Source organism: Achromobacter sp. RTa, from assembly GCF_000757485.1.
Taxonomy (GTDB): domain Bacteria; phylum Pseudomonadota; class Gammaproteobacteria; order Burkholderiales; family Burkholderiaceae_B; genus Achromobacter.
Window position 1 is genome coordinate 537,847 of the sequence record NZ_JPYO01000045.1, and the last position, 22,758, is coordinate 560,604.

The following is a 22,758-nucleotide window of genomic DNA, read 5'->3' on the forward strand; positions in this document are numbered from 1 at the left end:
TAGGTAGAGGAGATCAGATGCAGCTGAACCTGGACGGGGTAGGTTTGCGGGCCGGTTCGCAAACCCACCTGTATCCCATGAGCCTCGCTCCGGTCGAGGGCGCCATGACGGTGCTGCTGGGCGCGACGCTGGCGGGCAAGACGTCGCTGATGCGCATCATGGCCGGGCTGGACCGGCCCACCGAAGGCCGGGTGCTGGCCGATGGCGCGGACGTCACCGGCGTGCCGGTGCGCCAGCGCAATGTCGCCATGGTGTATCAGCAGTTCATCAATTACCCGTCCATGTCGGTCTACGACAACATTGCCTCGCCGCTGAAGCTGCGCGGCGCGGGCGGCATATCCGAAAAGGTGCGGGCCATGGCGGCCCGGCTCCACATCGACCACCTGCTGGAACGCTATCCCTCGGAGCTGTCGGGAGGGCAGCAGCAGCGCGTGGCGCTGGCCCGGGCCCTGGCCAAGGACGCGCCGCTCATCCTGCTGGACGAGCCTCTCGTCAACCTCGACTACAAGTTGCGCGAAGAACTGCGCGATGAACTGGCCGAGCTGTTCGCCGAAGGGCGCTCCACGGTCGTCTACGCCACCACCGAGCCCGGCGAGGCGCTGTTGCTGGGAGGGCACACGGCGGTGCTGGACGCCGGCGAGCTCCTGCAATACGGGCCGACCGCGGAGGTCTTCCACCGGCCGAATTCGCTGCGCGTGGCGCGCGCCTTCAGCGATCCGCCCATGAACCTGTTCGCCGCGCGCCAAACGGCTGACGGCTTCCTGCTGCAAGGAGACGTGGAAGTGCGGCGCGCGCTGCCGCAGGGCGCGGGCGAAGATGGCGGGGCAATCACAGCGGGCCTGCGGGCCGGCGCGCTGGACGTGGAACCCCGGCCCGGCCACTTGGGCTTGCCCGGGGTCGTGAAGCTGGCGGAGATTTCCGGGTCCGACACGTTCGTGCACGCGGAGACGCCGGCGGGCGACGTGGTGGCGCAACTGCCCGGCGTCCACCGCTATACGCTGGACGAGCGCGTGCAGCTGTACTTCGATCCCGCCCAGACCTACGCCTTCGGGGCGGAAGGAGCCTTGCTGGCCGCGCCGCGGCAGCCGGCGGGCGCGGGGGAGACGGCCTGATGGCGCAAATCGAGCTGGACCTTTCCCATTCCTACGTCGCGGATCCCCGGACGGACGAAGACTACGCGCTGCTGCCGTTGAAGTTCACGTTCCGGGACGGCGGCGCCTACGCTTTGCTGGGGCCATCCGGTTGCGGCAAGACCACGCTGCTGAACTGCGTGTCGGGGCTCCTGCGGCCGTCGCATGGCCGCATCCTGTTCGACGGCGAGGACGTCACGGGCAAGACGCCGCAGGCGCGCAACATCGCCCAGGTCTTCCAGTTCCCGGTCGTGTACGACACCATGACGGTGGCCGAGAACCTGGCATTCCCCCTGCGCAACCGCGGCATGGCGCCGGACCGCATCCGCGAGCGGGTGGGCCGCATCGCCGAGATGCTGGAAATGTCCGCCGTGCTGGACCGCCGGGCCAGCGGCCTGACGGCCGACGCCAAGCAGAAGATCTCGCTGGGCCGCGGCCTGGTGCGCAGCGACGTGTCGGCCATCCTGTTCGACGAGCCGCTGACCGTGATCGATCCGCAGCTCAAGTGGGAATTGCGCCGCAAGCTCAAGGAGATCCACCACGAGTTCAAGCTGACGCTGATCTACGTCACGCACGACCAGACCGAGGCGCTGACCTTCGCCGACCAGGTCATGGTGATGGCGCGGGGCCGGGCCGTGCAGGTGGGCACCGCGGACGACCTGTTCCAGCGGCCGGCGCATACCTTCGTGGGCCATTTCATCGGTTCGCCCGGCATGAACTTCCTGCCGGCGCAATGGCGCGACGGCGCGCTGGAGGTGGGCGGGAGGCGCGTGACGGGCGTGCCCGAGGACATGGCGGCAAGGCTGGCCGGCGCGGGGCCGGTGAAACTGGGCGTACGCCCCGAATACCTGCGCCTGGCCGAGCCGGACGCGGCCGGCGCCGTGCCCATGCGCGTCGAGCGGGTGCAGGACGTGGGCACCTACACGCTGCTGGTGGCCGACTACGAGGGCACGCCGGTGCGCGCCCGGCTGGGTAACGGCGCCGTTCCGGCCGCGGCCGGCGGTACCGTCTGGCTTTCCGTGCTCAATCCGCACACCTGCTTCTACCGCGACGAGGAGCTGATCCGATGAAACCCATAGATCACCGGGCCTGGTTCCTGGTCCTGCCCGTAGTGCTGTGCGTAGCGTTCTCGGCCATCCTGCCGTTGATGACCATCGTGAACTATTCGGTGCAGGACATCATTTCGCCCGATCGCCGCGTGTTCGTCGGCACGGAGTGGTACGCCGCCGTGCTCCAGGACGAAGAGCTGCATGGCGCGTTGCTGCGCCAGATCGGCTTTTCGCTGGCGGTGCTGGCGATCGAGATCCCGCTGGGCATCCTGCTGGCGCTGTCCATGCCGGCCGCGGGCTGGCGGGCCTCCGCGGTGCTGGTGATCATCGCGCTGTCGCTGCTGATCCCCTGGAACGTGGTGGGCACCATCTGGCAGGTGTTCGGCCGCACCGACATCGGCCTGCTGGGCGCCACGCTGTCGTGGCTGGGCGTGGACTACAACTACACCGGCAACGACATGGACGCCTGGGTCACCGTGCTGATCATGGACGTCTGGCACTGGACGCCGCTGGTGGCCTTGCTCTGCTACGCCGGCCTGCGCGCCATCCCGGACGCCTACTACCAGGCCGCGCGCATCGACGGGGCTTCGCGCATGGCTGTGTTCCGGTACATCCAGCTGCCCAAGATGCGCGGCGTGCTCATGATCGCGGTGCTGCTGCGCTTCATGGACAGCTTCATGATCTACACCGAGCCCTTCGTGCTGACGGGCGGCGGGCCGGGCAACGCCACCACCTTCCTGTCGCAGTACCTGACGCAGAAGGCCGTGGGCCAGTTCGACCTGGGGCCGGCAGCCGCATTTTCCATCATCTACTTCCTGATCATCCTGCTCTTGTGCTTCATCCTCTACAACTGGATGCAGCGCGCCGGCACCACCGGCGGTTTCGACGAGGAGCGCGCAAATGCGTGAGAACAACACCTGGTGGCGCGGCGCCTTCCTCGCCTTGTACCTCGTCTTCGCCATCCTGCCGCTGTACTGGATGCTGAACATGTCGTTCAAGACGAACACCGAGATCGTCAGCACGCTGACGTTCTGGCCCCGCGACTTCACCTTCGAGCACTACCGCACCATCTTCACGGATCCGGCCTGGTACTCGGGCTACATCAACTCGCTGATCTACGTCGTCATCAATACGGTCATTTCGCTGGCGGTGGCGTTGCCCGCGGCCTATGCGTTCTCGCGCTACCGCTTCATCGGCGACAAGCACGTGTTCTTCTGGCTGCTGACCAACCGCATGACGCCGCCCGCGGTATTCCTGCTGCCGTTCTTCCAGCTCTACAGTTCGTTCGGCCTGATGGACACCCACCTGGCCGTGGCCCTGGCGCACCTGGTGTTCAACGTGCCGCTGGCCGTGTGGATCCTTGAGGGTTTCATGTCCGGCGTGCCACGCGAGATCGATGAAACGGCCTACGTCGACGGCTACTCGTTCCCGCGTTTCTTCCTGACGATCTTCCTGCCGCTGATCAAGTCGGGCGTGGGCGTGGCGGCGTTTTTCTGCTTCATGTTCAGCTGGGTCGAACTGCTGCTGGCGCGCACGCTCACCTCGGTCAACGCCAAGCCCATCGTCGCCACCATGACCCGCACCGTGTCCGCCTCGGGCATGGACTGGGGCGTGCTGGCCGCGGCGGGCGTGCTGACCATCGTGCCCGGCGGCATCGTCATCTGGTTCGTGCGGCACTACATCGCGAAGGGCTTCGCGATGGGCCGGGTATAGCGCCGCAAGGAGGGCTGCCCCATGTTCAGCTGGATGGTCTGGACCACCCCCGTCGCCGTGTTCTTTACCTGCGTCGTCCTGATGCTGATCGGCATGACGGTGTGGGAATTGAAATCGCCCACGGTGGAGCGCAAGGGCTTCCTGCCCCTGCGCACCACCCGGGGCGACCGCCTTTTCATCGGCCTGATGGCCGCGGCCTGGGTCAACCTGGCGTTCGTGGGCCTGGGCGAGAAGGCGGCCGAATGGCTGTCGCTGGACGAGCCGCCCTCGGTGTGGATCGGATTTGCCGCGTCGATGCTGTTGCTGGCGTTCATCATGAAGAAGGGCTGAATGAAGAAGGGCTGAAGAGGGGCGCAGACCCCTCGATGATGCAAGCGGTGTGGAAGGACTATCGGCCAGCGTCTTCCCCGGCCAGCGGTCCGCAGCAAACATTGGGGAAGGCTTATCGAGGAGACAGGTCATGAAATTGCGCATGCACGCCATGGCGGCCGCTATCGCCCTGATCGGAACGTCGGGAGCATGGGCCGGCGAGCCGGAAGCGAAGAAGTGGGTCGATTCGGAGTTCCAACCCTCATCGCTGTCCAAGGACCAGCAGATGGCCGAGATGAAGTGGTTCATCGACGCCGCGGCCAAGCTCAAGGCGAAGGGGGTCAACGAAATCAACGTGGTATCCGAGACCATCACCACGCACGAGTACGAGTCCAAGACGCTGGCCAAGGCCTTCACGGAGATCACCGGCATCAAGGTCAACCACGACCTGATCCAGGAAGGCGACGTCGTCGAGAAGCTGCAGACCTCCATGCAGTCCGGCAAGTCCATCTACGACGGCTGGATCTCGGATTCGGACCTGATCGGCACCCATTACCGCTACGGGGCCATCCTGCCGCTGTCCGACTACATGGCGGGCGCAGGCAAGGAATGGACCAATCCGAACCTGGATCTCAAGGATTTCATCGGCACCAAGTTCACCACGGCGCCCGACGGCAAGCTCTACCAACTGCCCGACCAGCAGTTCGCCAACGTCTACTGGTTCCGCGCGGACTGGTTCGCGCGCCAGGACCTCAAGGACAAGTTCAAGGCCAAGTACGGCTACGAGCTGGGCGTGCCCACCAACTGGTCCGCCTACGAAGACATCGCCGACTTCTTCTCCAACGACGTCAAGGAGATCGACGGCAAGAAGGTCTATGGCCACATGGACTACGGCAAGAAGGATCCGTCGCTGGGCTGGCGCTTCACCGATGCCTGGCTGTCCATGGCCGGCGCCGCCGACAAGGGGTTGCCCAACGGCATGCCGGTGGACGAGTGGGGCATACGCGTGGCCGACGACAAGTGCACGCCGGTGGGCGCTTCCGTCGCCCGCGGCGGCGCCACCAACAGCCCGGCCGCGGTCTACGCCCTGACCAAGTACGTGGACTGGATGAAGAAGTACGCGCCGCAGCAGGCCATGGGCATGACGTTCTCGGAGTCGGGCCCGGTGCCCGCCCAGGGGCAGATCGCCCAGCAGATCTTCTGGTACACGGCGTTCACCGCCGACATGACGAAGAAGGGCCTGCCGGTGGTCAACGAGGATGGCACGCCCAAGTGGCGCATGGCCCCGTCGCCCTACGGCCCGTACTGGAAGGACGGCATGCAGAACGGTTACCAGGACGTGGGCTCGTGGACCTTCTTCAAATCCACCAACCCCGATAAGATGGCGGGCGCCTGGCTCTACGCGCAGTTCGTGACGTCCAAGTCGGTGTCGCTGAAAAAGTCCATCACCGGGCTGACCTTCATCCGCGACAGCGACATCAACAGCGAGTTCTTCACCAAGAACGCGGCGAACTACGGCGGCCTGATCGAGTTCTACCGCAGCCCGGCGCGCGTGGCATGGACTCCCACCGGCAACAACGTGCCCGACTATCCCAAGCTCGCTCAGCTCTGGTGGAAGAACGTGGCCACCGCGGTGACGGGCGAGAAGACGCCGCAGGCCGCCATGGACAACCTGGCCAACGAGATGGACCAGGTCATGGCGCGGCTGGAGCGGGCAGGGATGGCGCAGTGCGCGCCCAAGCTGAATCCCAAGAGCAATCCCTCCAAATGGCTGTCCGATCAGCACGCGCCGTGGAAGAAGCTCGCCAACGAAAAGCCCAAGGGCGAGACCATTCCCTATGAAAAGCTGCTGGCCGCCTGGAAGGAAGGCAAGGTCAGGTAAGCGCCCCGCAGCCAGGAAAGACGCCACGGAGACGTGGCGTTTTTTCATGGCGGGCCGCCGCGCTCCGTGTCACCCGATCGCGAGCGACCGGTGCGCGCATACGCCCGCCATCACGCCGGAAGCGCTGGCCAGGGTCGCATTGCTCATGGGGATGGCTGCGTCGCCTGCGGCGAACACCCCGGCGACGGTCGTCTGCTTGAGCGCGTCCACGCGGATGACCGGACCCAGCGGGCCTTCATCGAACGCGCAGCCCAGCTGCATCGCCAGCGGGCTCGCCATATGCGTCCTGCTCGCCACGAAGAGGGCCTGGATCGCCATGCGGCGGCCGTCGGCCAGCTTGACGGCGTCCAGCGCGGGCGCCGCTCCCATCAATTCGACGACGGGCGTGCGTTCGATGCGCACGCCGCGGCGTCCAAGCAGCGCCGCCTGCTCCGGGTCGGGCTCGAATTCGCCCTGCGTGAAATAGGTGGTCGGCCCCCAATCCGGCAGCAGCGCGGCCTGATGCGCGGACAAGGGATGCGCCGCCAGCACGCCGAGCGGCCGGCCGGCGTTTTCATATCCGTGGCAATAGGGGCAATGCAGGACGGTCCGGCCCCAGCGTTCCTGCAGGCCGGCCAGAGGCGGAAGCTCGTCGCGCAGGCCGGTCGCCAGGATCAGTCGCAGGCCCAGCGCTTCCCGGCCCCCGGCCAGCACGACGCGGAAAGGGCCGCCGTCACGCACGGCGTCGGCCTGCAAGGCTTCCTCGTCCAGGAAGGTGACGGTGGGGTAGCGCGCGAGCTGGGCGCGCGCCTGCTGCACGATTTCGCGGGGCGGCCTGCCGTCCTGGGCCAGGAAGCCGTGCGCGTGGGCCGCGTAGCGGTTGCGGGGCAGGCCAGAGTCGATCAGCAGGACGCGCCGCCGGGCGCGCGCCAATTGCAGGGCGGCGGAAAGGCCGGCGAAGCTGCCGCCGACGATGAGGGCGTCGTAAGTCATGAAGAGTTTCCCGGAAAGGATTATCAAGATACTTTATAAGTTTCATGATAGGGTGTAATCCGCTTCTCATGCAACTTCATAAGTATCTTTTTGGTGACCCCGGCGCGGCATGCCCGCCGCCTATGTAAAACGGTGTTTCGCATCGGGGTTGTGCCATCGGGAGGGCGGGACTAACCTGATTGGCACGTACACCGAGCGGCGGCGCCTGCCGCGCCTGCCGCGCAGGAGGCGGCATGCTGCAAGGTTCAGACCTACGAGGGCGCGTTGCGCTGGTTACCGGCGCGTCGTCCGGCATCGGGCGGGCCACCGCCATCGCGTTGGCGATGGCGGGCGCGCGCGTGGTGGTCAATCACCGGGCAGGCGGCGACTCGCAGGCCCGCGCCGCCGCCGTGGTGGAGGATATCCAGCGCGAGGGCGGCGAGGCCGTGGCCGCGGCGGCCGACATCAGCCGCGAAGCCGAGGTGGACCATCTGTTCGAACAGGCCGTCGGGCATTTCGGGCGGCTGGACATCCTGGTCAACAATGCGGGCATCGAACATCCTTCGCCCATTGCCGACATGACGCTGGCTGACTGGCGGCGGGTGATCGACGTGAATCTCACCGGCCATTTCCTGTGCGCCCGGGCCGCGGCCCGGGCCTTCGACGCGCAGCCGGCGGATCCGGCGCGGCAAGGCCTGGCTCAGGGCAACATCCTCTTCATCAGCTCGGTGCACGAGGTCATCCCCTGGGCGTTCCAGGTGAACTACGCGGCGTCCAAGGGCGGAGTCTCGCTGCTGATGAAATCGCTGGCCCAGGAGTTGGCTCCCGCCAGGATCCGGGTGAATTCGATCGCCCCGGGCGCCATTCGCACCGCCATCAACCGGCCCGCCTGGGATACGCCCGACAGCCTGGCCAATCTGCTCAAGCTCATCCCCTACGGCCGCATCGGCGAGCCCGAGGACGTGGCGCGCGCGGCGGTCTGGCTGGCCAGCGACGCGTCCGACTACGTTACCGGCACGACCCTGTTCGTGGACGGTGGAATGACGCTGTATCCCGAATTCCGCGGCGCGGGCTAGGCGGCGCGCATGTCCAAGCCCCTGGAAGACTACGGACTCATCGGCAACATGCTTTCCGCCGCGCTGGTCGCGCGCGATGGCTCCATCGATTGGCTCTGCCTGCCGCATTTCGATTCGCCCGCGTGTTTCGCGGCGCTGCTGGGCGACCAGCGCCACGGACGCTGGCGCATCGCGCCGCGCGGCAAGGGCGCCACCGTCTCGCGGCGCTACGTGCCCGACACCGCGGTGCTGGAAACACGCTACGAAACCGCCACCGGCGCGGCGACGCTGTTCGACTTCATGCCGCTCAGCGACGACGACGAACGCGCGGACGTGGTGCGCATCGTGCGCGGCGAATCCGGGCACGTGCAGATGGACATGGAGCTGGTGCTGCGCTTCAACTACGGCCAGGCCGTGCCCTGGGTGCGGCGGCGCGACTACGGGCTGAGCGCCATCGCCGGGCCGGACGCGGTCGAACTGCACACGCCCATCGAACTGGAAGGCCACGAGCTCAAGACCACGGCGCGCTTCAACGTGCACCCGGGCACGGTGGTGCCGTTCACCTTGTCGTACCACCGTTCGCACCGCACCCCGCATTTCGTGCCCGACCGGGTCGAAAGCATGGACCGCACGATCTCGTGGTGGCAGGAATGGGCCAAGCGCTGTCACTGGGAAGGGCCGGCGGACGCGCGGCGCGATGCGGTGCTGCGCTCGTTGATCACGCTGAAGCTTCTGACTTTCCAGCCCACGGGCGGCATCATCGCGGCGCCGACGACCTCGCTGCCGGAGGCGCTGGGCGGCAGCCGCAACTGGGATTACCGGCATTGCTGGCTGCGCGATTCGGCGCTGACGCTCTACGCGCTGCTCAACGCCGGCTACCGCGAAGAGGCCGAGGCCTGGCGGCAATGGCTGTTGCGGGCGGTGGCGGGCCATCCCGACCAGCTGCAGATCATGTACGGCATAGCGGGCGGCCGCTGGCTGCCGGAGCTGGAGATCCCCTGGCTGCCGGGCTATGCGTCCAGCCTGCCGGTGCGCAAGGGCAACGGCGCCGCCGGCCAGGACCAGCTCGACGTCTACGGCGAACTCATCGAGACCCTGTATGCCGCGCGCGTCGCGGACCTGGCGCCGCTGGCCGAGGCCTGGCGCCTGCAGAAAGTGCTGCTGGAGCCGCTGGCGCGCCGGTGGTCGGAGCTGGACCACGGCATCTGGGAAGTGCGCGGCGAACGGCGGGCCTTCACCCATTCCCGGCTGATGTGCTGGGTGGCGTTCGACCGGGCGGTCAAGGGATGCGAGCGTTTCGGCCTGAAGGGCCCGGTGGAGGCGTGGCGCCGCCTGCGGGAGCAGATCCGGGCCGATATCTGCGAGCACGGCTACGACCGGGAGCAGGGCTGTTTCGTGCAGAGCTATGGGTCGGGCGCGCTGGACGCGAGCCTGTTGCTGATCCCCCAGGTGGGTTTTCTGCCCGCCGACGATCCGCGCGTGGCGGGGACGGTGCGCGCCATCGAACGCGGGCTGCTGCGCGACGGCCTGCTGCGGCGCTATTCCACCGACCGCACGGACGACGGGCTGGAGGGAGAGGAAGGCGTGTTCCTCGCCTGCAGCTTCTGGCTGGCGGACGCCTACGTGATGCAGGGCAGGCTGGACGACGCGGAGCGCCTCTTCGAGCGGCTGCTGACGCTGCGCAACGACCTGGGCCTGCTCGCGGAGGAGTACGACGTGGTCCGCCGGCGGCTGGTCGGCAATTTTCCTCAGGGTTTTTCCCACATCGGCCTGGTCAACACGGCCTATAACCTGAGCGGGGCGACGGGCCCCGCGCGGCAGCGCGCCGAGCAGGACGCCCCGCGCGCCTGAGGCGGCCTCCGCGGTGTATTCTCGCTGTCATGCGGGGCCCCCATGACGGGCCCCGTCTTGCGCAGGCAGAGCCAGGCCGCGACCCCGCGAGCCGGCCGCCGCACCCAGGAGACAAGAACATGCTTTTGACGGAAGAACAGCAAAGCGTCCAGGAAATGGCGCGCCGGTTTGCGCAGGAGCGGCTGGCCCCCAACGCCGAACGCTGGGACCGCGACCATCACTATCCCGCCGACGCCATCGCCGAGATGGCGCAGTTGGGGTTCTTCGGCATGCTGGTGCCCGAGGACTGGGACGGCAACGACAGCGGCTACGTGTCTTACGCCGTCGCCCTGGAAGAGATCGCAGCGGGCAGCGGCGCCTGCTCCACCATCATGAGCGTGCACAACTCGGTCGCCTGCATGCCCATACTGAAGTTCGGCACGGATGCGCAGAAGGAGCAGTTCCTGCGGCCGCTGGCGCGCGGCGAGCATATCGGCGCTTTCGCGTTGACCGAACCTCAGGCGGGGTCGGACGCCAGCAGCCTGCAAACGCGCGCCCGCCGCGACGGCGACAGCTATGTGCTGAACGGCGCCAAGCAGTTCATCACGTCGGGCCGCAATGGCCAGACCGTGATCGTGTTCGCGGTGACCGATCCGGCGGCCGGCAAGCGCGGCATCTCCGCCTTCATCGTGCCGACCGATACGCCGGGCTACAAGGTGCTGCGGGTGGAGGACAAACTGGGCCAGCATGCTTCGGACACCTGCCACATCGCCTTCGAGGACCTGCGCATTCCCGCCGCCTACCGCCTGGGCGAGGAGGGCGAGGGCTACCGGATCGCCCTGTCCAACCTGGAAGGCGGCCGCATCGGCATCGCCTCGCAATCCGTGGGCATGGCGCGGGCGGCATTTGAGTGCGCGCGCGACTACGCACGCGACCGCCAGGCTTTCGGCAAACCCATCATGGAGCACCAGGCCGTGTCGTTCCGCCTTGCCGACATGGCCACGCAGATCCATGCCGCCCGCCAGATGGTGCTGCACGCAGCGGCCTTGCGCGCCGCCGGCCAACCGGCGCTGACGGAGGCATCCATGGCCAAGCTGTTCGCTTCAGAGATGGCGGAGAAGGTGTGTTCCGCCGCCATCCAGACTTTGGGCGGATACGGCTACCTGAAGGATTTTCCGGTGGAGCGGATCTACCGCGACGTGCGCGTGTGCCAGATCTATGAAGGCACCAGCGACATCCAGCGGCTGGTTATCGCCCGGAACCTGTAGAGCGGCGGCCGCGGCGGAACCACAGCGCATAGACCGCCGCGTTGCCGGCCACCAGCAGGGCGGCCAGCACGATCTGCGTCTCCCGCCCGATGTCGGCGGGGTAGATGAGGCCCAGCAGGTAGTGCTCGATGAAGCCGCCGGCGTAGCCTTCCTGGCCCGCCTGCCGCCGCAGCGACACTTCCAGCGGGGTGAGCGGGCATATCCAGCCCATGCCCACCACCAGGGCGCCCCAGGCCAGCGCGGGCAGGTGCAGGTAGGCGATCCAGCGCCGCCAGAGCGCCAGCAGCCCGCCGAACACCACGAATGCCACGAAGAGGCCATGGACGACGAGCACCAGATCGGCAAGCAGGCGGTAGCTCATCGCCGTGCCCGTGTCAGGCCTTCAGGTCCCGCAGCAGTTTGGCCAGTTCGGGAGCGGTCATCAGGGATACTCCCTGCGACCTGGCGTACTGCTGCGCGTTTTCCGAGACCTCGCCCAGGGCGATGTAGATGGCCTCCCGCGCGCCGCGTTTCTCGCGCGCCGCCTGCAGTTCGCGCAGCGGCTCGACGCCAACGCGCGCGGCCTTCCAGCGCTTGGCGCTGACGATGGCCACGTGGCCGTCCTTGCTGAGCGCGAAGTCCGCGCCCGGCGCCTGCAGGCGCTCCACCTCGCAACCGTCGCGCCGGAAGCCGGCCTCGACGGTCCGGGCAAAGTCCGCCCACGGCATGCCGGCCGCCGCTTCGGCCACGGCCTGCACGCGCGCGCCGGATGGGGCGCGCAATTGCCTGTAGGCCGCCATGATGGAGATGACCGCGAACGGCACGGCGGCGAACACGCCCATCGCGGCGTATTCCAGGGGCAGGGCGGCGAAGCCTCCCGCCGCCAGCAGCAGGGCCACGCCTGCGCTCATCCACCACGGCGAGCGCAGCAGGACGGCGAAGATGGAGTTCCGGGACATCTTGAATTTCATGGCGGCTCGCGGCGTTGCTTGGGCGGAGTAAGGATCAGGCCGGGTCGCCGCCGGTCTCGGCGGCGCGCACCACAATGCGCGTGTCGCCGCAGGTGACGATCTGGCCCGCGCGGATCTTGGCGGTCTTGCGGGTTTCCAAGACGCCGCCCACGCTCACGTGGCCTTCCGCCACGAGCATCTTGCCGGCGCCGCCGCTGTCGCATACGCCGGTGGCCTTGAGCAGCTGGTTGACTTCAATATAGGGGCTGCCGTCGGCAAGCGTGAATTCGATGATGGGCATGTCGCGCCTGGAAGAAATGAAAGAAAAGGGCTCAGGCCTGGCCGCCGCCGCCGGGAGCGCCGGGGGCGTCGCTCGGGGGCTCCTGGGCGGCGGGCGCGGCGGGCCGGTTGTTGTTCTCGGCCCGCGCCATCCAGGCGATCAGCGACGAACGCATGGCTTCCTCGACCGACATCTGGATGGGTTGCACCCACTCCTGCGGCACGAAGACGGTGTAGCCGCCGATCATGTAGCCCATCGGCAGGTAGACGGCCACGCGGCCGTCCTGCGAGAAGCCCTCGGGCAGCCCGTCCATGCTGCGGCGGGTGATCAGCCCCACCAATTCCATCTGCTGGCCGGGAATGCGCAGGATCACGACCTGCTGCGCGGTGTTCTTCGAGCTGGGCGAGAAGTAGTCCGCGAAGCTCTTCAGGGACGAATAGATACTCTTGACCACCGGCAGGTTGGTGAACGGCATCTCCACCAGCGCCAGCACGCGCTGCACGCGCTCCTTGGAGACCAGGTAGCCGATCGCGAGAATGCCCAGTATGCCCAAGGCCAGGCCCATGCCCGGCACGTAGAAGCCGCCGATGAAGGGGCGCAGGAAGGTCAGCGCCACGGCCTCGGTCCAGGCCAGGAAGATGTAGAGCAGGTAGATGGTCAGCGCCAGGGGCAGGACGGTGATCAGTCCACGGAAAAAGTACTTGTAGAGTCGAGTCATAGGCGAAAGGCAAAAAATGGGGTCGGTGCGCGGCGGCGCAGGCCGGAGGGCCGCCAGCATAGCAGCCGGCGCGCTCCAGTCCGGTAACAAAGCGCATGGAATGCGTGCCGAGCCCACGGCGGGGCCTATCGGCCCCAGGGTGTGTCCTAACGGTCCACGGGCAGGTACAGCGTCTCCTTGATCTCCTCCATGACCACGTAGCTCCGCGATTCGGCGGATGCAGGGAGGCGCTTGAGGATTTCGCCCAGGAGGCGGCGGTATTCATTCATTTCAGTCAGCCGCGCCTTGACCAGGTAATCGAAGTCGCCCGACACCAGGTGGCATTCCATGACTTCGGGCACGTACAGCAGTTCCTTCTTGACCTTGTCGAACACGTCGCCGGACTTGGCCGAAAGCTTGATTTCGAGAAAGACCAGCAGGTTCTTCCCCAGCGCGGCGGGGTTGACGCGCGCATGGTAACCCGTGATGACGCCTTCCCGTTCCATCCGCTTGAGGCGGTCGGAACAGGGGGTGGCCGACAGGTTCACCCGGTCGGCGAGTTCGGTCACCGAAATCCGGCCTTCACGCTGCAGAATATCCAATATTTTCAGGTCGATACGGTCTAGGTCGCGCATTTCACTTTTGGCGATCGGAAAACAGGATGGCGCCGGGAAAAACCACTGCCAAAGATAATTTTTCAGTGTCTTTCACTAGGAAGAGGCTCATAGACTACCGAAATTCCTGCACAAAACCAAACACTGGAAAGAATCATGCATGTCATCGTCCTAGGCAGCGGCGTCATCGGCACCACGACCGCCTATTACCTTGCCCGCCAGGGCGCCAAAGTGACGGTGCTCGACCGCCAGCCCGGGCCTGCGCTCGAGACCAGCTACGCCAACGCCGGCCAGGTATCGCCGGGCTATTCCACGCCCTGGGCGGCGCCGGGAATTCCGCTGAAGGCCATCAAGTGGCTGTTCCAGAAGCACGCCCCGCTGGCGATCCGCCTGGACGGCAGCCTCTACCAGCTGAAGTGGATGGCCGCGATGCTGGCCAACTGTTCGGCCGAACGCTATTCGGTCAACAAGGAGCGCATGCTCCGCCTGTCTGAGTACAGCCGCGACTGCCTGCGCGAGCTGCGCGCGTCCACCGGCATTCATTATGAAGAGCGCACCCGCGGCACCTTGCAGCTGTTCCGCACGGAAGCCCAGCTGGAAGCCGCGCGCCGCGATATCGCCGTGCTGGAAGAAGTGGGCGTGCCCTACGAACTGCTGGACCGCAACCGCCTAGCGACCGCCGAGCCCGCGCTGGCCCGCGCCATCGACAAGCTCTCGGGCGGCCTGCGCCTGCCGAACGACGAAACCGGCGATTGCCAGCTGTTCACCACGCGCCTGGCCGAACTGGCCGCCGGGCTGGGCGTGGAGTTCCGCTACGGCCAGGCCGTTGCAGGCCTGAATACCGCAGGCGGCCAGGTCACGGGCGTGCGCGTCGGCAACGAGGTCCTGACGGCGGACCGCTATGTCGCCGCCTTCGGCAGCTACACGCGCGGCTTCCTGGAACCGCTGGGCCTGGACCTGCCGGTCTATCCGGTCAAGGGCTATTCGCTGACCATTCCGATGATCGACGAGTCCGCCGCGCCGGTGTCGACGATCCTGGACGAAACCTACAAGATCGCCGTGACGCGCTTCGACAAGCGCATCCGCGTGGGCGGCATGGCCGAGCTGTCGGGCTTCGACCTGCGCCTGAAGGATGCCCGCCGCAAGACGCTGGAACTGGTCGTGAACGACCTGTTCCCTGGCAGCGGCGACGTGGCACGGGCCGAATTCTGGACGGGCCTGCGTCCCATGACGCCGGACAGCACGCCGGTGGTCGGCCCGACGCGCTACGGCAATCTCTATCTGAACACAGGCCATGGCACGCTGGGTTGGACCATGGCCTGCGGCTCCGGCAAGCTGGTGGCCGACCAGGTCATGGGCCAGCGCCCGGCGATCCGCACGGACGGCCTGGACCTGTCCCGCTACGGCCGCAAGTCGGCGTCCAGCCAGCATTTGGTGCTGGACGGCAAGAGCGCCTGACGAGAGGCGGCGGGGCAAGCCCGCCGCTTGATGGGTGGCGCGCTCGCCGGCGGCGTGCGCGCGCCGCGCTCCGCTCCGCGCGCGTCACTCATGCCATGGACGCCATACAATGGCGCGCATGATCCATTTCCTGCATACCGCCGACTGGCAGATCGGCCGACAGTACGGCCAGTTTGAAACCGATGACGCCGCGATGCTGGCCGAAGCGCGCTTCGACGTGGTGGCGCGGATCGCCGCGCTTGCCGCCGAGCGCCAGGTGGACGCCGTGCTGGTGGCGGGAGACGTGTTCGACACGCAAGGCGTGTCGGACCGAACGATCCGCCGGCTGTTCGCCGCCATGGCCGCGTATGCGGGGCCGTGGGTCATGATCGCCGGCAACCACGATGCGGCGCTTGCCGACAGCGTCTGGAGCCGCGCGATGCAGCTGGACTGCATTCCGTCCAATGTCCACGTGCCGCTCGGCACGAGCGTGGTGGATCTGGCGGGCATCGATCTGGCCGTGCTGGCCGCGCCCTTGACGCAGCGCCATACCTACGAGGATGTGACGCAGGCCTTCGACGCGCTGGACACCGAGCGCGGCCGCATCCGGGTCGGCCTGGCGCATGGCAGTGTGGCGGGGCGGCTGCCGGACAACATCGACGCTACCAACCCCATCGCGCCGGACCGAGCGGCCCGGGCCCGCCTGGACTACCTTGCGCTGGGCGATTGGCACGGCTGCCTGTCGATCGACGAGCGCACCTGGTACGCCGGCACACCGGAGCAGGACCGTTTCCGCGGCAACGAGCCGGGTTACGTGCTGGACGTGCGCATCGCGGCGCCGGGCGCCGCGCCGGTGGTGGAGCGGGTGGCCACGGGCAAGTATCGCTGGTCGGCCTGGTCCGAAACCCTGAGCCTGCCCACCGATGCGCAGGCGCTGGCCGAGCGCATGGCCGGCTTGCGCGCCGAAGACGTGCTGCGGCTGGACGTGCAGGGGCACGTCAATATGGAAACCTGGGAAGCGCTGCAACAGGCCGTGGACCGCGCCGCCGCGCAGGTGCGCGCCTTGCTGCCCGACCTGTCCGGCCTGAAGCTCGAGCCGGACGAGGCGGATCTGGCCGAGCTGCGCGCCAGCGGCTACGTGGGCGAAGTGGCGGCGCGGCTGCAGGCGTTGCAGGCCGACGCCGGGCAGGCCGCGGTTGCGGGCGAGGCGCTGCGGCTGCTGCTGCGGTTCCAACGCGAAAGCGCCGTGCCCGGAGGCGCGAAATGAAGCTCACGCGCATCGCCCTGGAAGAATTCCGCAAGTTCCGCCAGCCGCTCGTGCTGGACGGCCTGCAAGATGGCCTGAACCTGTTCGTGGGGCCGAACGAGGCGGGCAAGAGCACGGTGGCCACGGCCATCCGCTCGGCCTTCCTGGAACGCTACAGCACCAGCAAGGTGGCCGATCTCGCCCCGCATGGCGAATCCGGCGCGCGGCCCAGCGTTGAACTCGCTTTCACGCACGACGGCCACAGCTACGTGCTGAAAAAGCAATTCCTGTCCCGCGCCCGCTGCGAACTGCTGATCGACGACGGCGCGCGGCGGCTGGACGGCGAAGAGGCCGAGAACGCGCTGGCCGCGCTGCTGGGCTTCGAGCTTGCGGGGCGCGGCCAGAGCAAGCCGGACCTTGCGGGGATCCCGGGGCTGTTGTGGATCCAGCAGGGCGACGGCCAGAATCTGCAGGAGGCGGCGGTTCATGCGGGCGCGCACTTGCGCGATGCGCTGACGCAGCTGTCGGGCGAGCTGGCGTCCAGCGACGGCGACCGACTGTACGAGCGGGTTGCGGCCGAGCGCGGCGCCTTGCTGGACGCGCGCAACGGCCGCCCCAAGGGCGTCTACAAGGAGGCCGAGGATGCGCTTGCGCGCGCGGTGGCGGAGCGCGACGAATGCGCGCAGGCCATGGCCCAGCTGAATGCCGATGTCGACCGCCTGGCCGAATTGCGCCGCGCCCACGAGCGCGCGCAGGCGGGCGAGCCCTGGAAGGACTTCGAGGCCAAGGCCGCCGAGGCGCGTTCGCGGCTGGCCGCCGTGGCCAAGGAGCGCGAGGCGCTCGAAGGGCTGCGCCGCGAACAGGCGCAGGCCGCCCAGACGCTGGCGCTGCTGCAGGACCAGGTCCGGCGGGACCAGCAGGATGAGGCCGAACTCCAGGCGCTGGCGGAAGAGGCCCGCTCCGCGCGCGCCCGCGCCGACGCGTCGCGCGATCCGGCGGCGCGCGCGCAGTTGCAGCGGCAGGCCCATGCGGACGCGGTGGATGCCGCGCGCCGGCGCGTGGCGTTGGTGCAGGCCGTGGCGGACCGCCGCGACCTGGAACGGCAACTGGCGCAGCTGGCGCCCGAGATCGAACGCCTGGACCACGCGCTGAAGGAAGCCGCTGCGTTGATCGAGCAGGGATCGGCGTTGAAGGCAGAGAGCGTGCGCATCGAGATCGCCGAAGCCGATATCGACGCCTTGCGCAAGGCCGAGCGCGAACTGGCCAATCTGCAGCTGCGGCAGCAGGCAATCGCCACGCGTCTGTCCTACGAACTGGAACCGGGGCGCGAGGCGCGCCTGGACGGCAGGGCGCTCAGAGGCGCCGACGAGGTCCTGCTCACGGCCGCCGCCGAGCTCGAGCTGCCGGGCGTCGGCCGCTTCCGCATCGCGCCGGGCGGCGAAGACCTGCCCGCCTTGAAGCGCGAAGAGGACGAAGCCAGGACGGCGTGCAGCGCCTTGCTCAAGCGCCTGGGCGTGGATGGGCTTGCCGAGGCCGAACGGCGCCATGCCCGCTACGGCGCGCTGCTGCGCGAGCTGGAGGGCATGCGCAAGGCCCTGGGCATCCATGCGCCCAAGGGCATGGACGCGCTGCGCAGCCAGCGCGACGAGGCGCTGGCGCGCCGCGCCCAGTTGGAAGAGCGCCTGTCGAAGCTGCCTGCCGCGGATGCGACGGGCGATGTCGACCTGCCTGCGGCGATGCAGGCGCTGCGCGAGGCGGAGGCCGTCTTCTCGCAGGCCGAGAAAACGCTGGCGGCCGCGCAACGCGCGATGGATACGGACAGCGCCCGCGCCCAGCTGCTTGAAGGCCAGGCCGCCGCGCGCAGCGCCGACCTGCAATCGCCCGAACGGGCCGCGCAGCGGCAGTCCCGCGCCGGCCGGCTTGCCGAGGCGCGCAGCGGCCATGACGATCTTGAACGCCGCGTTCGCGACGCGCAGGCGGCGCTCGCGGGGCACCAGCCCGAACTGCTGGAGCAAGACGTCCTTCGCTATGAAAAGTCCGCCGCCATCGAGCGCGATGCGCAGCACAAGCGCCACGGCGAGATCCTGCAGTTGCAGGGCAAGTTGGACCAGGCGGGCGCGCAAGGCCTGGGCGAACGCCTGTCCGAGACGGCAGCGGCCTGCGAACGCCTGGAGCGGCGGCGCGACGAGCTGGCCCGCCGAGCGGCGGCCCTGGATCTGCTGCTCGGGCTGCTGACCGACCAGCGCGCGGTGGCTACGCAGCGGTTGCAGGCGCCGCTGGCGCGCCGCTTGAACCATTACCTGGCGCTATTGTTCCCGGAGGCCGACCTGCGCCTGGACGAGGGCTTGCTGCCCATGGCGCTGCGCCGCGCGGGCGGCGAAGACATGCTGGCCGCGCTCAGTTTCGGCACGCGCGAACAACTGGGCATACTGGCCCGCTTCGCCTACGCGGACCTGTTGCGCGAAGCAGGGCGGCCGACCCTGCTGATGCTCGACGATGCCCTGGTCCACACGGACGATGCGCGGCGCGACTTCATGAAGCGCGCACTGTTCGACGCGGCGACCCGCCATCAGATCCTGATGTTCACCTGCCATGGCGAAGCATGGAGGGACATGGGCGTGGAGCAGCGGCGCATCGCTTGACGGCACTCCGCGCGGGCGGTAGTCTTGCCGGATGCCTGATTCCACGCACCTCGCCGGTTCCGCATCCGCTGCCATCGCAGCGGGCAGCCGCGCGCGCGTGATCTCACGGCGCTCCGCAGTTTCCCCCGGTTTTTCCCCTGTCGTCTCCACGGTGGTGTCGCCGCCCGTCTCGCCGCCTTGCGGCGTGGTGGCGGGCGCATGCCCGCCTTCGGCGGTCGTCGTCGGCTGACGCCGTCCGCACCCGACTCTCCCTTCCAAAAGCCTGTCCGCCTGACGCCTTGACGCGCGCTGCGTCCGTCACGCGCCTGCTTGCGCCTTGAGCGCGGCCGACCGCCGCGCCAGGGCAGAGGGGGAGCCTGTTATGACTTCGACAGGTAGAAACCTCATGTCTTTCGATAGATCCGCGTGGACCTCCTACGGTTCCACCACCTTGTTCGTGCTGCTGTGGAGCGGCGGCGCGATCTTCGCCAAATGGGGGCTGTTCCATGCCTCCGCCTTCGCCTTCCTGCTGTTGCGCTTCATTCTGGCCATGGCCGTGCTGCTGCTGATCTGCGCGCGACGTCGGCGCTGGCTGCCCGAGCCGGGCACGCGCGCCACGGTCGCGGCGACGGGGCTGCTGCTGATCGGCGGCTATTCCATCTGCTATCTGCTTGCGCTGGACCACGGCATCACGCCGGGCGTGCTGGCGACCTTGCTGGGGGCGCAGCCCATCCTGACCCTTGCCTTGCTCGAACGGCGTTATTCGCCGGCCCGGATGGCCGGGCTGTTCCTGGCTTTCTGCGGGCTGGCGATGGTGATGTACCAGAGTATCGGCATGGCGCGCTTCTCGGCGTCGGGCATGGCGTTCGCGTTCGGCGCGCTGGCGTGCATGACGGTAGGGGCGATCCTGCAGAAGCGGGTGCGGCAGGCGCCGATGGACGTGATGCCGCTGCAATACGCCGTCAGCCTGGCGTTGTGCCTGCTGTTCGTGCCGTTCCAGCCCATGCGCGTTGAATGGGTGGCCGGCTTCATCGTGCCGCTGGCCTGGATGGGGCTCGTGATTTCAGTGGGCGCGACCCTGCTGTTCTACCGCATGATCCAGGCCGGCAACCTGGTGAACGTCACCAGCCTGTTCTATCTGGTGCCGGCAGGCACGGCGGTGCTGGATTACCTGATCCTGGGCAATCGCCTGTCGGCGCTGAGCGTGGCCGGGATGGGCACGATCCTGCTGGGCCTGATGCTGGTGCTGCGCAGTCCGGCGAGCCAGGCCGTCCGAGCCTAGGGTGAACAGGCCCTAGTTGCGAGATCCCGGTTCCTGACCGGCCGCGGGTTCGCGGCCGGTCAGGAACCCAGGGGCCGCGGCCTCGCCGCGCCAGCCGCCGTCCCACGGCTGATCGGCGGGCGCGGCGTCGTCCTGGCCGTCCCAGTGCCCGCTGACCAGCTGTTCGGGCCGCGATTGCGCCACGACGCGGGCGCAGGCCGACCAGGCGTCCAGGCGGACGCTCAGGCCTGCGTAGATGCCGTGTCCGGCGCCCGCTTCGATGATGCCCGCGGCCTGCACGCCTTCGCCGGCCCGGATCGCGCCTTCGGCGCGGATGTCTTCGCCCGCGATCAGGCCCCAGCCGGATGCGAGGTGGTCGCCGCAGAGTATGGAGCCTCCGGCCTGGATGCCGCAGGCGGCATCGATTTCCTTTTCGGCGCGCACGTCGCCGCCGGCCTTGATGCCTTGGCCGCATTTGATCGCGCCCTGCGCCTGCACGTCCTGCCCCGCGTGCAGGTGGCCGGTCACGGCGAGGTCCTGGCCGGCGCAGATGTCCCACTTGGCGCGGACGTTGCCGCTGCAGTCCAGGCGGGTGGCGGTCTCGATGCCCCAGTCCGCCGCCACGTCGCCACCGGCCCGCAGGTCGCCGCCGCTGGCGATGTTGGCGCCTGCGGTGATGTTTTCGCCCGCCATGATGGTTTCGCCGGCGCGGATGCCACCGCCGGTGACGATGCTGCGGCCGGCGCGCACCACGGTGTCTACGTTGATGCCCATGCGGACCTCCAGGGTGCCCGCGAAGACGATGGCGTTGGCATCGACGGCATCCAGTTTCAACACGGCGTCCGTCGGACCGAACTGGTCCAGCAGCCAGCAGGCGTCGCTGACCCGTCCGTCGGCGACCAAGGCGTCAAGCACGGCCTGGTAGTCCCCTTGCCCGTTGTGGTCGCGGAGGAACCATTTGTAGCCGCCCGCGCAGGGGTTCTTTGCTTTGACGAATTTCTTGGTGAGTTGCATGGCGCTTGGAAAAGTTCGGTGCGTGGCCTGGCCGCAGGCCCTCCAGGGCATGCGGAAATGTGACGAGACGCGGCGCCCGGTCACGCGGCAGGGCGTCCGCCGGCAGGCTGCGGGCTGCGCGGAGCGCGGATGTGCGCGGGCAGCCGGCGGCGGGCCGGGATGAGGCTCAGAGAGGGAGGAAGCGGGCGATTAGCCGGGCTTGGAGCGCGCGTAGGCGGAGCGCGCGGCGACTTCCTGCGAGCTCAACAAGGTCGAGCGCAGGGCGCAGATGGCGCATGCAGCGCAGGGGAGGGGAGAAAAATCGGATCGCACGGACGCACATGCTACCAGCCGGGCGATTGCAGTCAAGCGCCGGCCCCGGGCGGGGCCGGCGGCGGGGATCGCTGGAATCAGTTCGTCGACTGGATATTGCGTTCCTTGGCGATGCGCTGGCGCAGTTCGAGCTCGCGCTTGATCTGGGCGGCGTATTCGGCTGGCGTGTTGCCGTCCACCAGCGAGCCGCCATCGGCCAGGCGCTGCACGGTCTTCGGATCCTGGAGCGCCTTGACGGCGGCGTCATGGATGCGGTCGATCACCGCCTGCGGCGTGCCGGCGGGCGCGACCAGGCCGTACCAGGCCATGTTGTCCATCTCCGGCAGGCCGCCTTCCGAGAAGGTGGGCACGTCGGGCAGGGCGGGCAGGCGCTTGGGTGCCGCCACGGCCAGGGCGCGCAGCTTGCCGGCCTGGATGTGGGGCATGGACGAGGGCAGGTTGTCGAACTGGGCGTTGACCTGGCCGGCGATCACGTCGTTGAGCGCCGGGCCCGAGCCGCGGTAGGGCACGTGCACCATGTCGGTCTTGGTCAGCGACTTGAAGAGTTCGCCGTCGAGGTGGCCGATGCCGCCCGAACCCGAGGAGGCGTAGGTGTACTTGCCGGGGTTGGCCTTCAGCAGGGCGATGAATTCGGCCAGCGTCTTGGCCGGCACGGCGGGGTTTACCGTCAGCACGTTCGGCACGTTCACCATATTGGTGATGGGCGCGAAGTCCTTCAGAGGGTTGTACGGGTTCTTGGGGTTGGTGGCCGGATTGGTGGCCATGGTGCTGACGGTGGCCACGCCCAGGGTGTAGCCGTCGGGAGCGGAACGCACCAGGGCGTCCGCGCCGATGGCGCCGCCGCCGCCGCCGCGGTTTTCCACCACGACGGGCTGGCCGAGCTGGCGGCCCAGGCCTTCGGCGACGATGCGCGCGACGATGTCGGTGGTGCCGCCGGCCGCGAAGGGCACGATCAGGCGGATGGGTTTGTTGGGATAGGGGTCGGCGGCATGCGCGCCGGTACTAAAGCAGACGCCTGCGATTGCGGCGGCCAGGATGGCCTTTGCTTGGGACAGCACGGTCAAGAGTCTTCTCCATATTATTGAATTCCTACCCGGCCGGCTTCTGTGGCCGGCGTCGGTGAAGCGCGCCTTGCTCTGATGCCGGCCTGGCCAGCGCTT

The 22,758-nt window shown here is 68.2% G+C and carries 21 protein-coding genes; 13 read left to right on the top strand and 8 right to left on the bottom strand.

Annotated features, from left to right (window positions below; all coding sequences use genetic code 11):
• Nucleotides 1-17: 17 nt before the first annotated feature.
• From JL37_RS26795 to JL37_RS26820, 6 genes are all read left to right on the top strand, one after another.
• The gene (locus JL37_RS26795; protein ID WP_043548048.1) at nucleotides 18-1,112 is read left to right on the top strand and encodes an ABC transporter ATP-binding protein; all 1,095 of its coding nucleotides are present in this window, start codon (nucleotides 18-20) and stop codon (nucleotides 1,110-1,112) included.
• Entirely contained in the window at nucleotides 1,112-2,200 is a 1,089-nt protein-coding gene (locus JL37_RS26800; RefSeq protein ID WP_043548049.1) for an ABC transporter ATP-binding protein, read from the top strand. The genes JL37_RS26795 and JL37_RS26800 overlap by 1 nt, the downstream gene beginning before the upstream one ends.
• A complete protein-coding gene (locus JL37_RS26805) occupies nucleotides 2,197-3,087 on the top strand; it encodes a carbohydrate ABC transporter permease (protein ID WP_043548050.1) in 891 nt (296 codons plus the stop codon). Before JL37_RS26800 ends, JL37_RS26805 begins: the two co-directional genes overlap by 4 nt.
• Nucleotides 3,080-3,892, top strand: a complete 813-nt coding sequence (locus JL37_RS26810) for a carbohydrate ABC transporter permease (RefSeq protein ID WP_043548051.1) — start codon at nucleotides 3,080-3,082, stop codon at nucleotides 3,890-3,892. Before JL37_RS26805 ends, JL37_RS26810 begins: the two co-directional genes overlap by 8 nt.
• 21 nt (nucleotides 3,893-3,913) lie before the next feature.
• Nucleotides 3,914-4,222 carry a DUF2160 domain-containing protein gene (locus tag JL37_RS26815; protein ID WP_043548053.1) on the top strand — a complete coding sequence of 103 codons (309 nt, stop codon included), beginning with the start codon at nucleotides 3,914-3,916 and terminating at the stop codon, nucleotides 4,220-4,222.
• 130 nt (nucleotides 4,223-4,352) lie between these two features.
• Nucleotides 4,353-6,083 (top strand): ABC transporter substrate-binding protein, encoded by a 1,731-nt coding sequence (locus JL37_RS26820; protein ID WP_043548054.1) that lies wholly within the window; start codon nucleotides 4,353-4,355, stop codon nucleotides 6,081-6,083.
• Between the two features lie 69 nt (nucleotides 6,084-6,152).
• Here the strand turns inward: JL37_RS26820 and JL37_RS26825 are convergent, their stop codons facing one another.
• Nucleotides 6,153-7,055, bottom strand: coding sequence for an NAD(P)/FAD-dependent oxidoreductase (locus JL37_RS26825; RefSeq protein ID WP_043548055.1), 903 nt, complete (start codon nucleotides 7,053-7,055; stop codon nucleotides 6,153-6,155).
• A gap of 233 nt (nucleotides 7,056-7,288) precedes the next feature.
• Here JL37_RS26825 and JL37_RS26830 point away from each other — a divergent pair, with 233 nt between their 5' ends.
• The 3 genes from JL37_RS26830 to JL37_RS26840 all read left to right on the top strand — a co-directional run bounded on the left by JL37_RS26830 (nucleotide 7,289) and on the right by JL37_RS26840 (nucleotide 11,187).
• On the top strand, nucleotides 7,289-8,110 hold the full coding sequence (locus JL37_RS26830; protein ID WP_043548057.1) for a glucose 1-dehydrogenase: 822 nt from the start codon (nucleotides 7,289-7,291) through the stop codon (nucleotides 8,108-8,110).
• A gap of 9 nt (nucleotides 8,111-8,119) precedes the next feature.
• On the top strand, nucleotides 8,120-9,940 hold the full coding sequence (locus tag JL37_RS26835) for a glycoside hydrolase family 15 protein (protein WP_043548058.1): 1,821 nt from the start codon (nucleotides 8,120-8,122) through the stop codon (nucleotides 9,938-9,940).
• A gap of 119 nt (nucleotides 9,941-10,059) precedes the next feature.
• Complete coding sequence (locus JL37_RS26840) at nucleotides 10,060-11,187, top strand: acyl-CoA dehydrogenase family protein (RefSeq protein WP_043548059.1); 1,128 nt, start codon at nucleotides 10,060-10,062, stop codon at nucleotides 11,185-11,187.
• On the opposite strand, the gene JL37_RS26845 is transcribed toward JL37_RS26840, so the two are convergent.
• From JL37_RS26845 to JL37_RS26865, 5 genes are all read right to left on the bottom strand, one after another.
• The gene (locus JL37_RS26845; RefSeq protein ID WP_043548060.1) at nucleotides 11,168-11,548 is read right to left on the bottom strand and encodes a DUF2784 domain-containing protein; all 381 of its coding nucleotides are present in this window, start codon (nucleotides 11,546-11,548) and stop codon (nucleotides 11,168-11,170) included. The genes JL37_RS26840 and JL37_RS26845 overlap by 20 nt on opposite strands.
• 13 nt (nucleotides 11,549-11,561) lie before the next feature.
• Nucleotides 11,562-12,137: a restriction endonuclease gene (locus tag JL37_RS26850; RefSeq protein WP_043548061.1), complete on the bottom strand. Its 576-nt coding sequence runs from the start codon at nucleotides 12,135-12,137 to the stop codon at nucleotides 11,562-11,564.
• 34 nt (nucleotides 12,138-12,171) lie between these two features.
• Nucleotides 12,172-12,417, bottom strand: coding sequence for an RNA-binding S4 domain-containing protein (locus JL37_RS26855; RefSeq protein ID WP_043548062.1), 246 nt, complete (start codon nucleotides 12,415-12,417; stop codon nucleotides 12,172-12,174).
• 31 nt (nucleotides 12,418-12,448) lie between these two features.
• Nucleotides 12,449-13,114, bottom strand: a complete 666-nt coding sequence (locus JL37_RS26860) for a DUF502 domain-containing protein (protein ID WP_043548261.1) — start codon at nucleotides 13,112-13,114, stop codon at nucleotides 12,449-12,451.
• 146 nt (nucleotides 13,115-13,260) lie between these two features.
• Nucleotides 13,261-13,728, bottom strand: coding sequence for a winged helix-turn-helix transcriptional regulator (locus JL37_RS26865; RefSeq protein ID WP_043548063.1), 468 nt, complete (start codon nucleotides 13,726-13,728; stop codon nucleotides 13,261-13,263).
• A 135-nt stretch (nucleotides 13,729-13,863) separates the two neighbouring features.
• Here JL37_RS26865 and JL37_RS26870 point away from each other — a divergent pair, with 135 nt between their 5' ends.
• The 4 genes from JL37_RS26870 (at nucleotide 13,864) to JL37_RS26885 (ending at nucleotide 20,293) form a co-directional block, all read left to right on the top strand.
• Complete coding sequence (locus JL37_RS26870) at nucleotides 13,864-15,165, top strand: D-amino acid dehydrogenase (protein WP_043548064.1); 1,302 nt, start codon at nucleotides 13,864-13,866, stop codon at nucleotides 15,163-15,165.
• A gap of 118 nt (nucleotides 15,166-15,283) precedes the next feature.
• The gene (locus JL37_RS26875; RefSeq protein ID WP_043548263.1) at nucleotides 15,284-16,411 is read left to right on the top strand and encodes a DNA repair exonuclease; all 1,128 of its coding nucleotides are present in this window, start codon (nucleotides 15,284-15,286) and stop codon (nucleotides 16,409-16,411) included.
• Entirely contained in the window at nucleotides 16,408-19,032 is a 2,625-nt protein-coding gene (locus tag JL37_RS26880; RefSeq protein ID WP_043548065.1) for an AAA family ATPase, read from the top strand. Before JL37_RS26875 ends, JL37_RS26880 begins: the two co-directional genes overlap by 4 nt.
• A gap of 385 nt (nucleotides 19,033-19,417) precedes the next feature.
• Nucleotides 19,418-20,293, top strand: coding sequence for a DMT family transporter (locus tag JL37_RS26885; protein ID WP_043548066.1), 876 nt, complete (start codon nucleotides 19,418-19,420; stop codon nucleotides 20,291-20,293).
• Between the two features lie 12 nt (nucleotides 20,294-20,305).
• Here JL37_RS26885 and JL37_RS26890 read toward each other — a convergent pair whose 3' ends face one another.
• A complete protein-coding gene (locus JL37_RS26890) occupies nucleotides 20,306-21,286 on the bottom strand; it encodes a hypothetical protein (protein ID WP_231570438.1) in 981 nt (326 codons plus the stop codon).
• Between the two features lie 389 nt (nucleotides 21,287-21,675).
• On the bottom strand, nucleotides 21,676-22,662 hold the full coding sequence (locus tag JL37_RS26895) for a tripartite tricarboxylate transporter substrate binding protein (RefSeq protein ID WP_043548068.1): 987 nt from the start codon (nucleotides 22,660-22,662) through the stop codon (nucleotides 21,676-21,678).
• Nucleotides 22,663-22,758: the final 96 nt, after the last annotated feature.

Bases quoted from the DNA above. Each gene is read 5' to 3' on its own strand.
- JL37_RS26810 (WP_043548051.1), top strand. From the start codon at position 3,080: ATGCGTGAGAACAACACCTGGTGGCGCGGCGCCTTCCTCGCCTTGTAC.
- JL37_RS26815 (WP_043548053.1), top strand. From the start codon at position 3,914: ATGTTCAGCTGGATGGTCTGGACCACCCCCGTCGCCGTGTTCTTTACC.
- JL37_RS26875 (WP_043548263.1), top strand. From the start codon at position 15,284: ATGATCCATTTCCTGCATACCGCCGACTGGCAGATCGGCCGACAGTAC.
- JL37_RS26885 (WP_043548066.1), top strand. From the start codon at position 19,418: ATGTCTTTCGATAGATCCGCGTGGACCTCCTACGGTTCCACCACCTTG.
- JL37_RS26860 (WP_043548261.1), bottom strand. From the start codon at position 13,114: ATGACTCGACTCTACAAGTACTTTTTCCGTGGACTGATCACCGTCCTG.
- JL37_RS26845 (WP_043548060.1), bottom strand. From the start codon at position 11,548: ATGAGCTACCGCCTGCTTGCCGATCTGGTGCTCGTCGTCCATGGCCTC.
- JL37_RS26850 (WP_043548061.1), bottom strand. From the start codon at position 12,137: ATGAAATTCAAGATGTCCCGGAACTCCATCTTCGCCGTCCTGCTGCGC.
- JL37_RS26820 (WP_043548054.1), top strand. From the start codon at position 4,353: ATGAAATTGCGCATGCACGCCATGGCGGCCGCTATCGCCCTGATCGGA.
- JL37_RS26835 (WP_043548058.1), top strand. From the start codon at position 8,120: ATGTCCAAGCCCCTGGAAGACTACGGACTCATCGGCAACATGCTTTCC.
- JL37_RS26830 (WP_043548057.1), top strand. From the start codon at position 7,289: ATGCTGCAAGGTTCAGACCTACGAGGGCGCGTTGCGCTGGTTACCGGC.
- JL37_RS26825 (WP_043548055.1), bottom strand. From the start codon at position 7,055: ATGACTTACGACGCCCTCATCGTCGGCGGCAGCTTCGCCGGCCTTTCC.
- JL37_RS26880 (WP_043548065.1), top strand. From the start codon at position 16,408: ATGAAGCTCACGCGCATCGCCCTGGAAGAATTCCGCAAGTTCCGCCAG.
- JL37_RS26870 (WP_043548064.1), top strand. From the start codon at position 13,864: ATGCATGTCATCGTCCTAGGCAGCGGCGTCATCGGCACCACGACCGCC.
- JL37_RS26855 (WP_043548062.1), bottom strand. From the start codon at position 12,417: ATGCCCATCATCGAATTCACGCTTGCCGACGGCAGCCCCTATATTGAA.
- JL37_RS26805 (WP_043548050.1), top strand. From the start codon at position 2,197: ATGAAACCCATAGATCACCGGGCCTGGTTCCTGGTCCTGCCCGTAGTG.
- JL37_RS26840 (WP_043548059.1), top strand. From the start codon at position 10,060: ATGCTTTTGACGGAAGAACAGCAAAGCGTCCAGGAAATGGCGCGCCGG.
- JL37_RS26795 (WP_043548048.1), top strand. From the start codon at position 18: ATGCAGCTGAACCTGGACGGGGTAGGTTTGCGGGCCGGTTCGCAAACC.
- JL37_RS26890 (WP_231570438.1), bottom strand. From the start codon at position 21,286: ATGCAACTCACCAAGAAATTCGTCAAAGCAAAGAACCCCTGCGCGGGC.
- JL37_RS26800 (WP_043548049.1), top strand. From the start codon at position 1,112: ATGGCGCAAATCGAGCTGGACCTTTCCCATTCCTACGTCGCGGATCCC.
- JL37_RS26865 (WP_043548063.1), bottom strand. From the start codon at position 13,728: ATGCGCGACCTAGACCGTATCGACCTGAAAATATTGGATATTCTGCAG.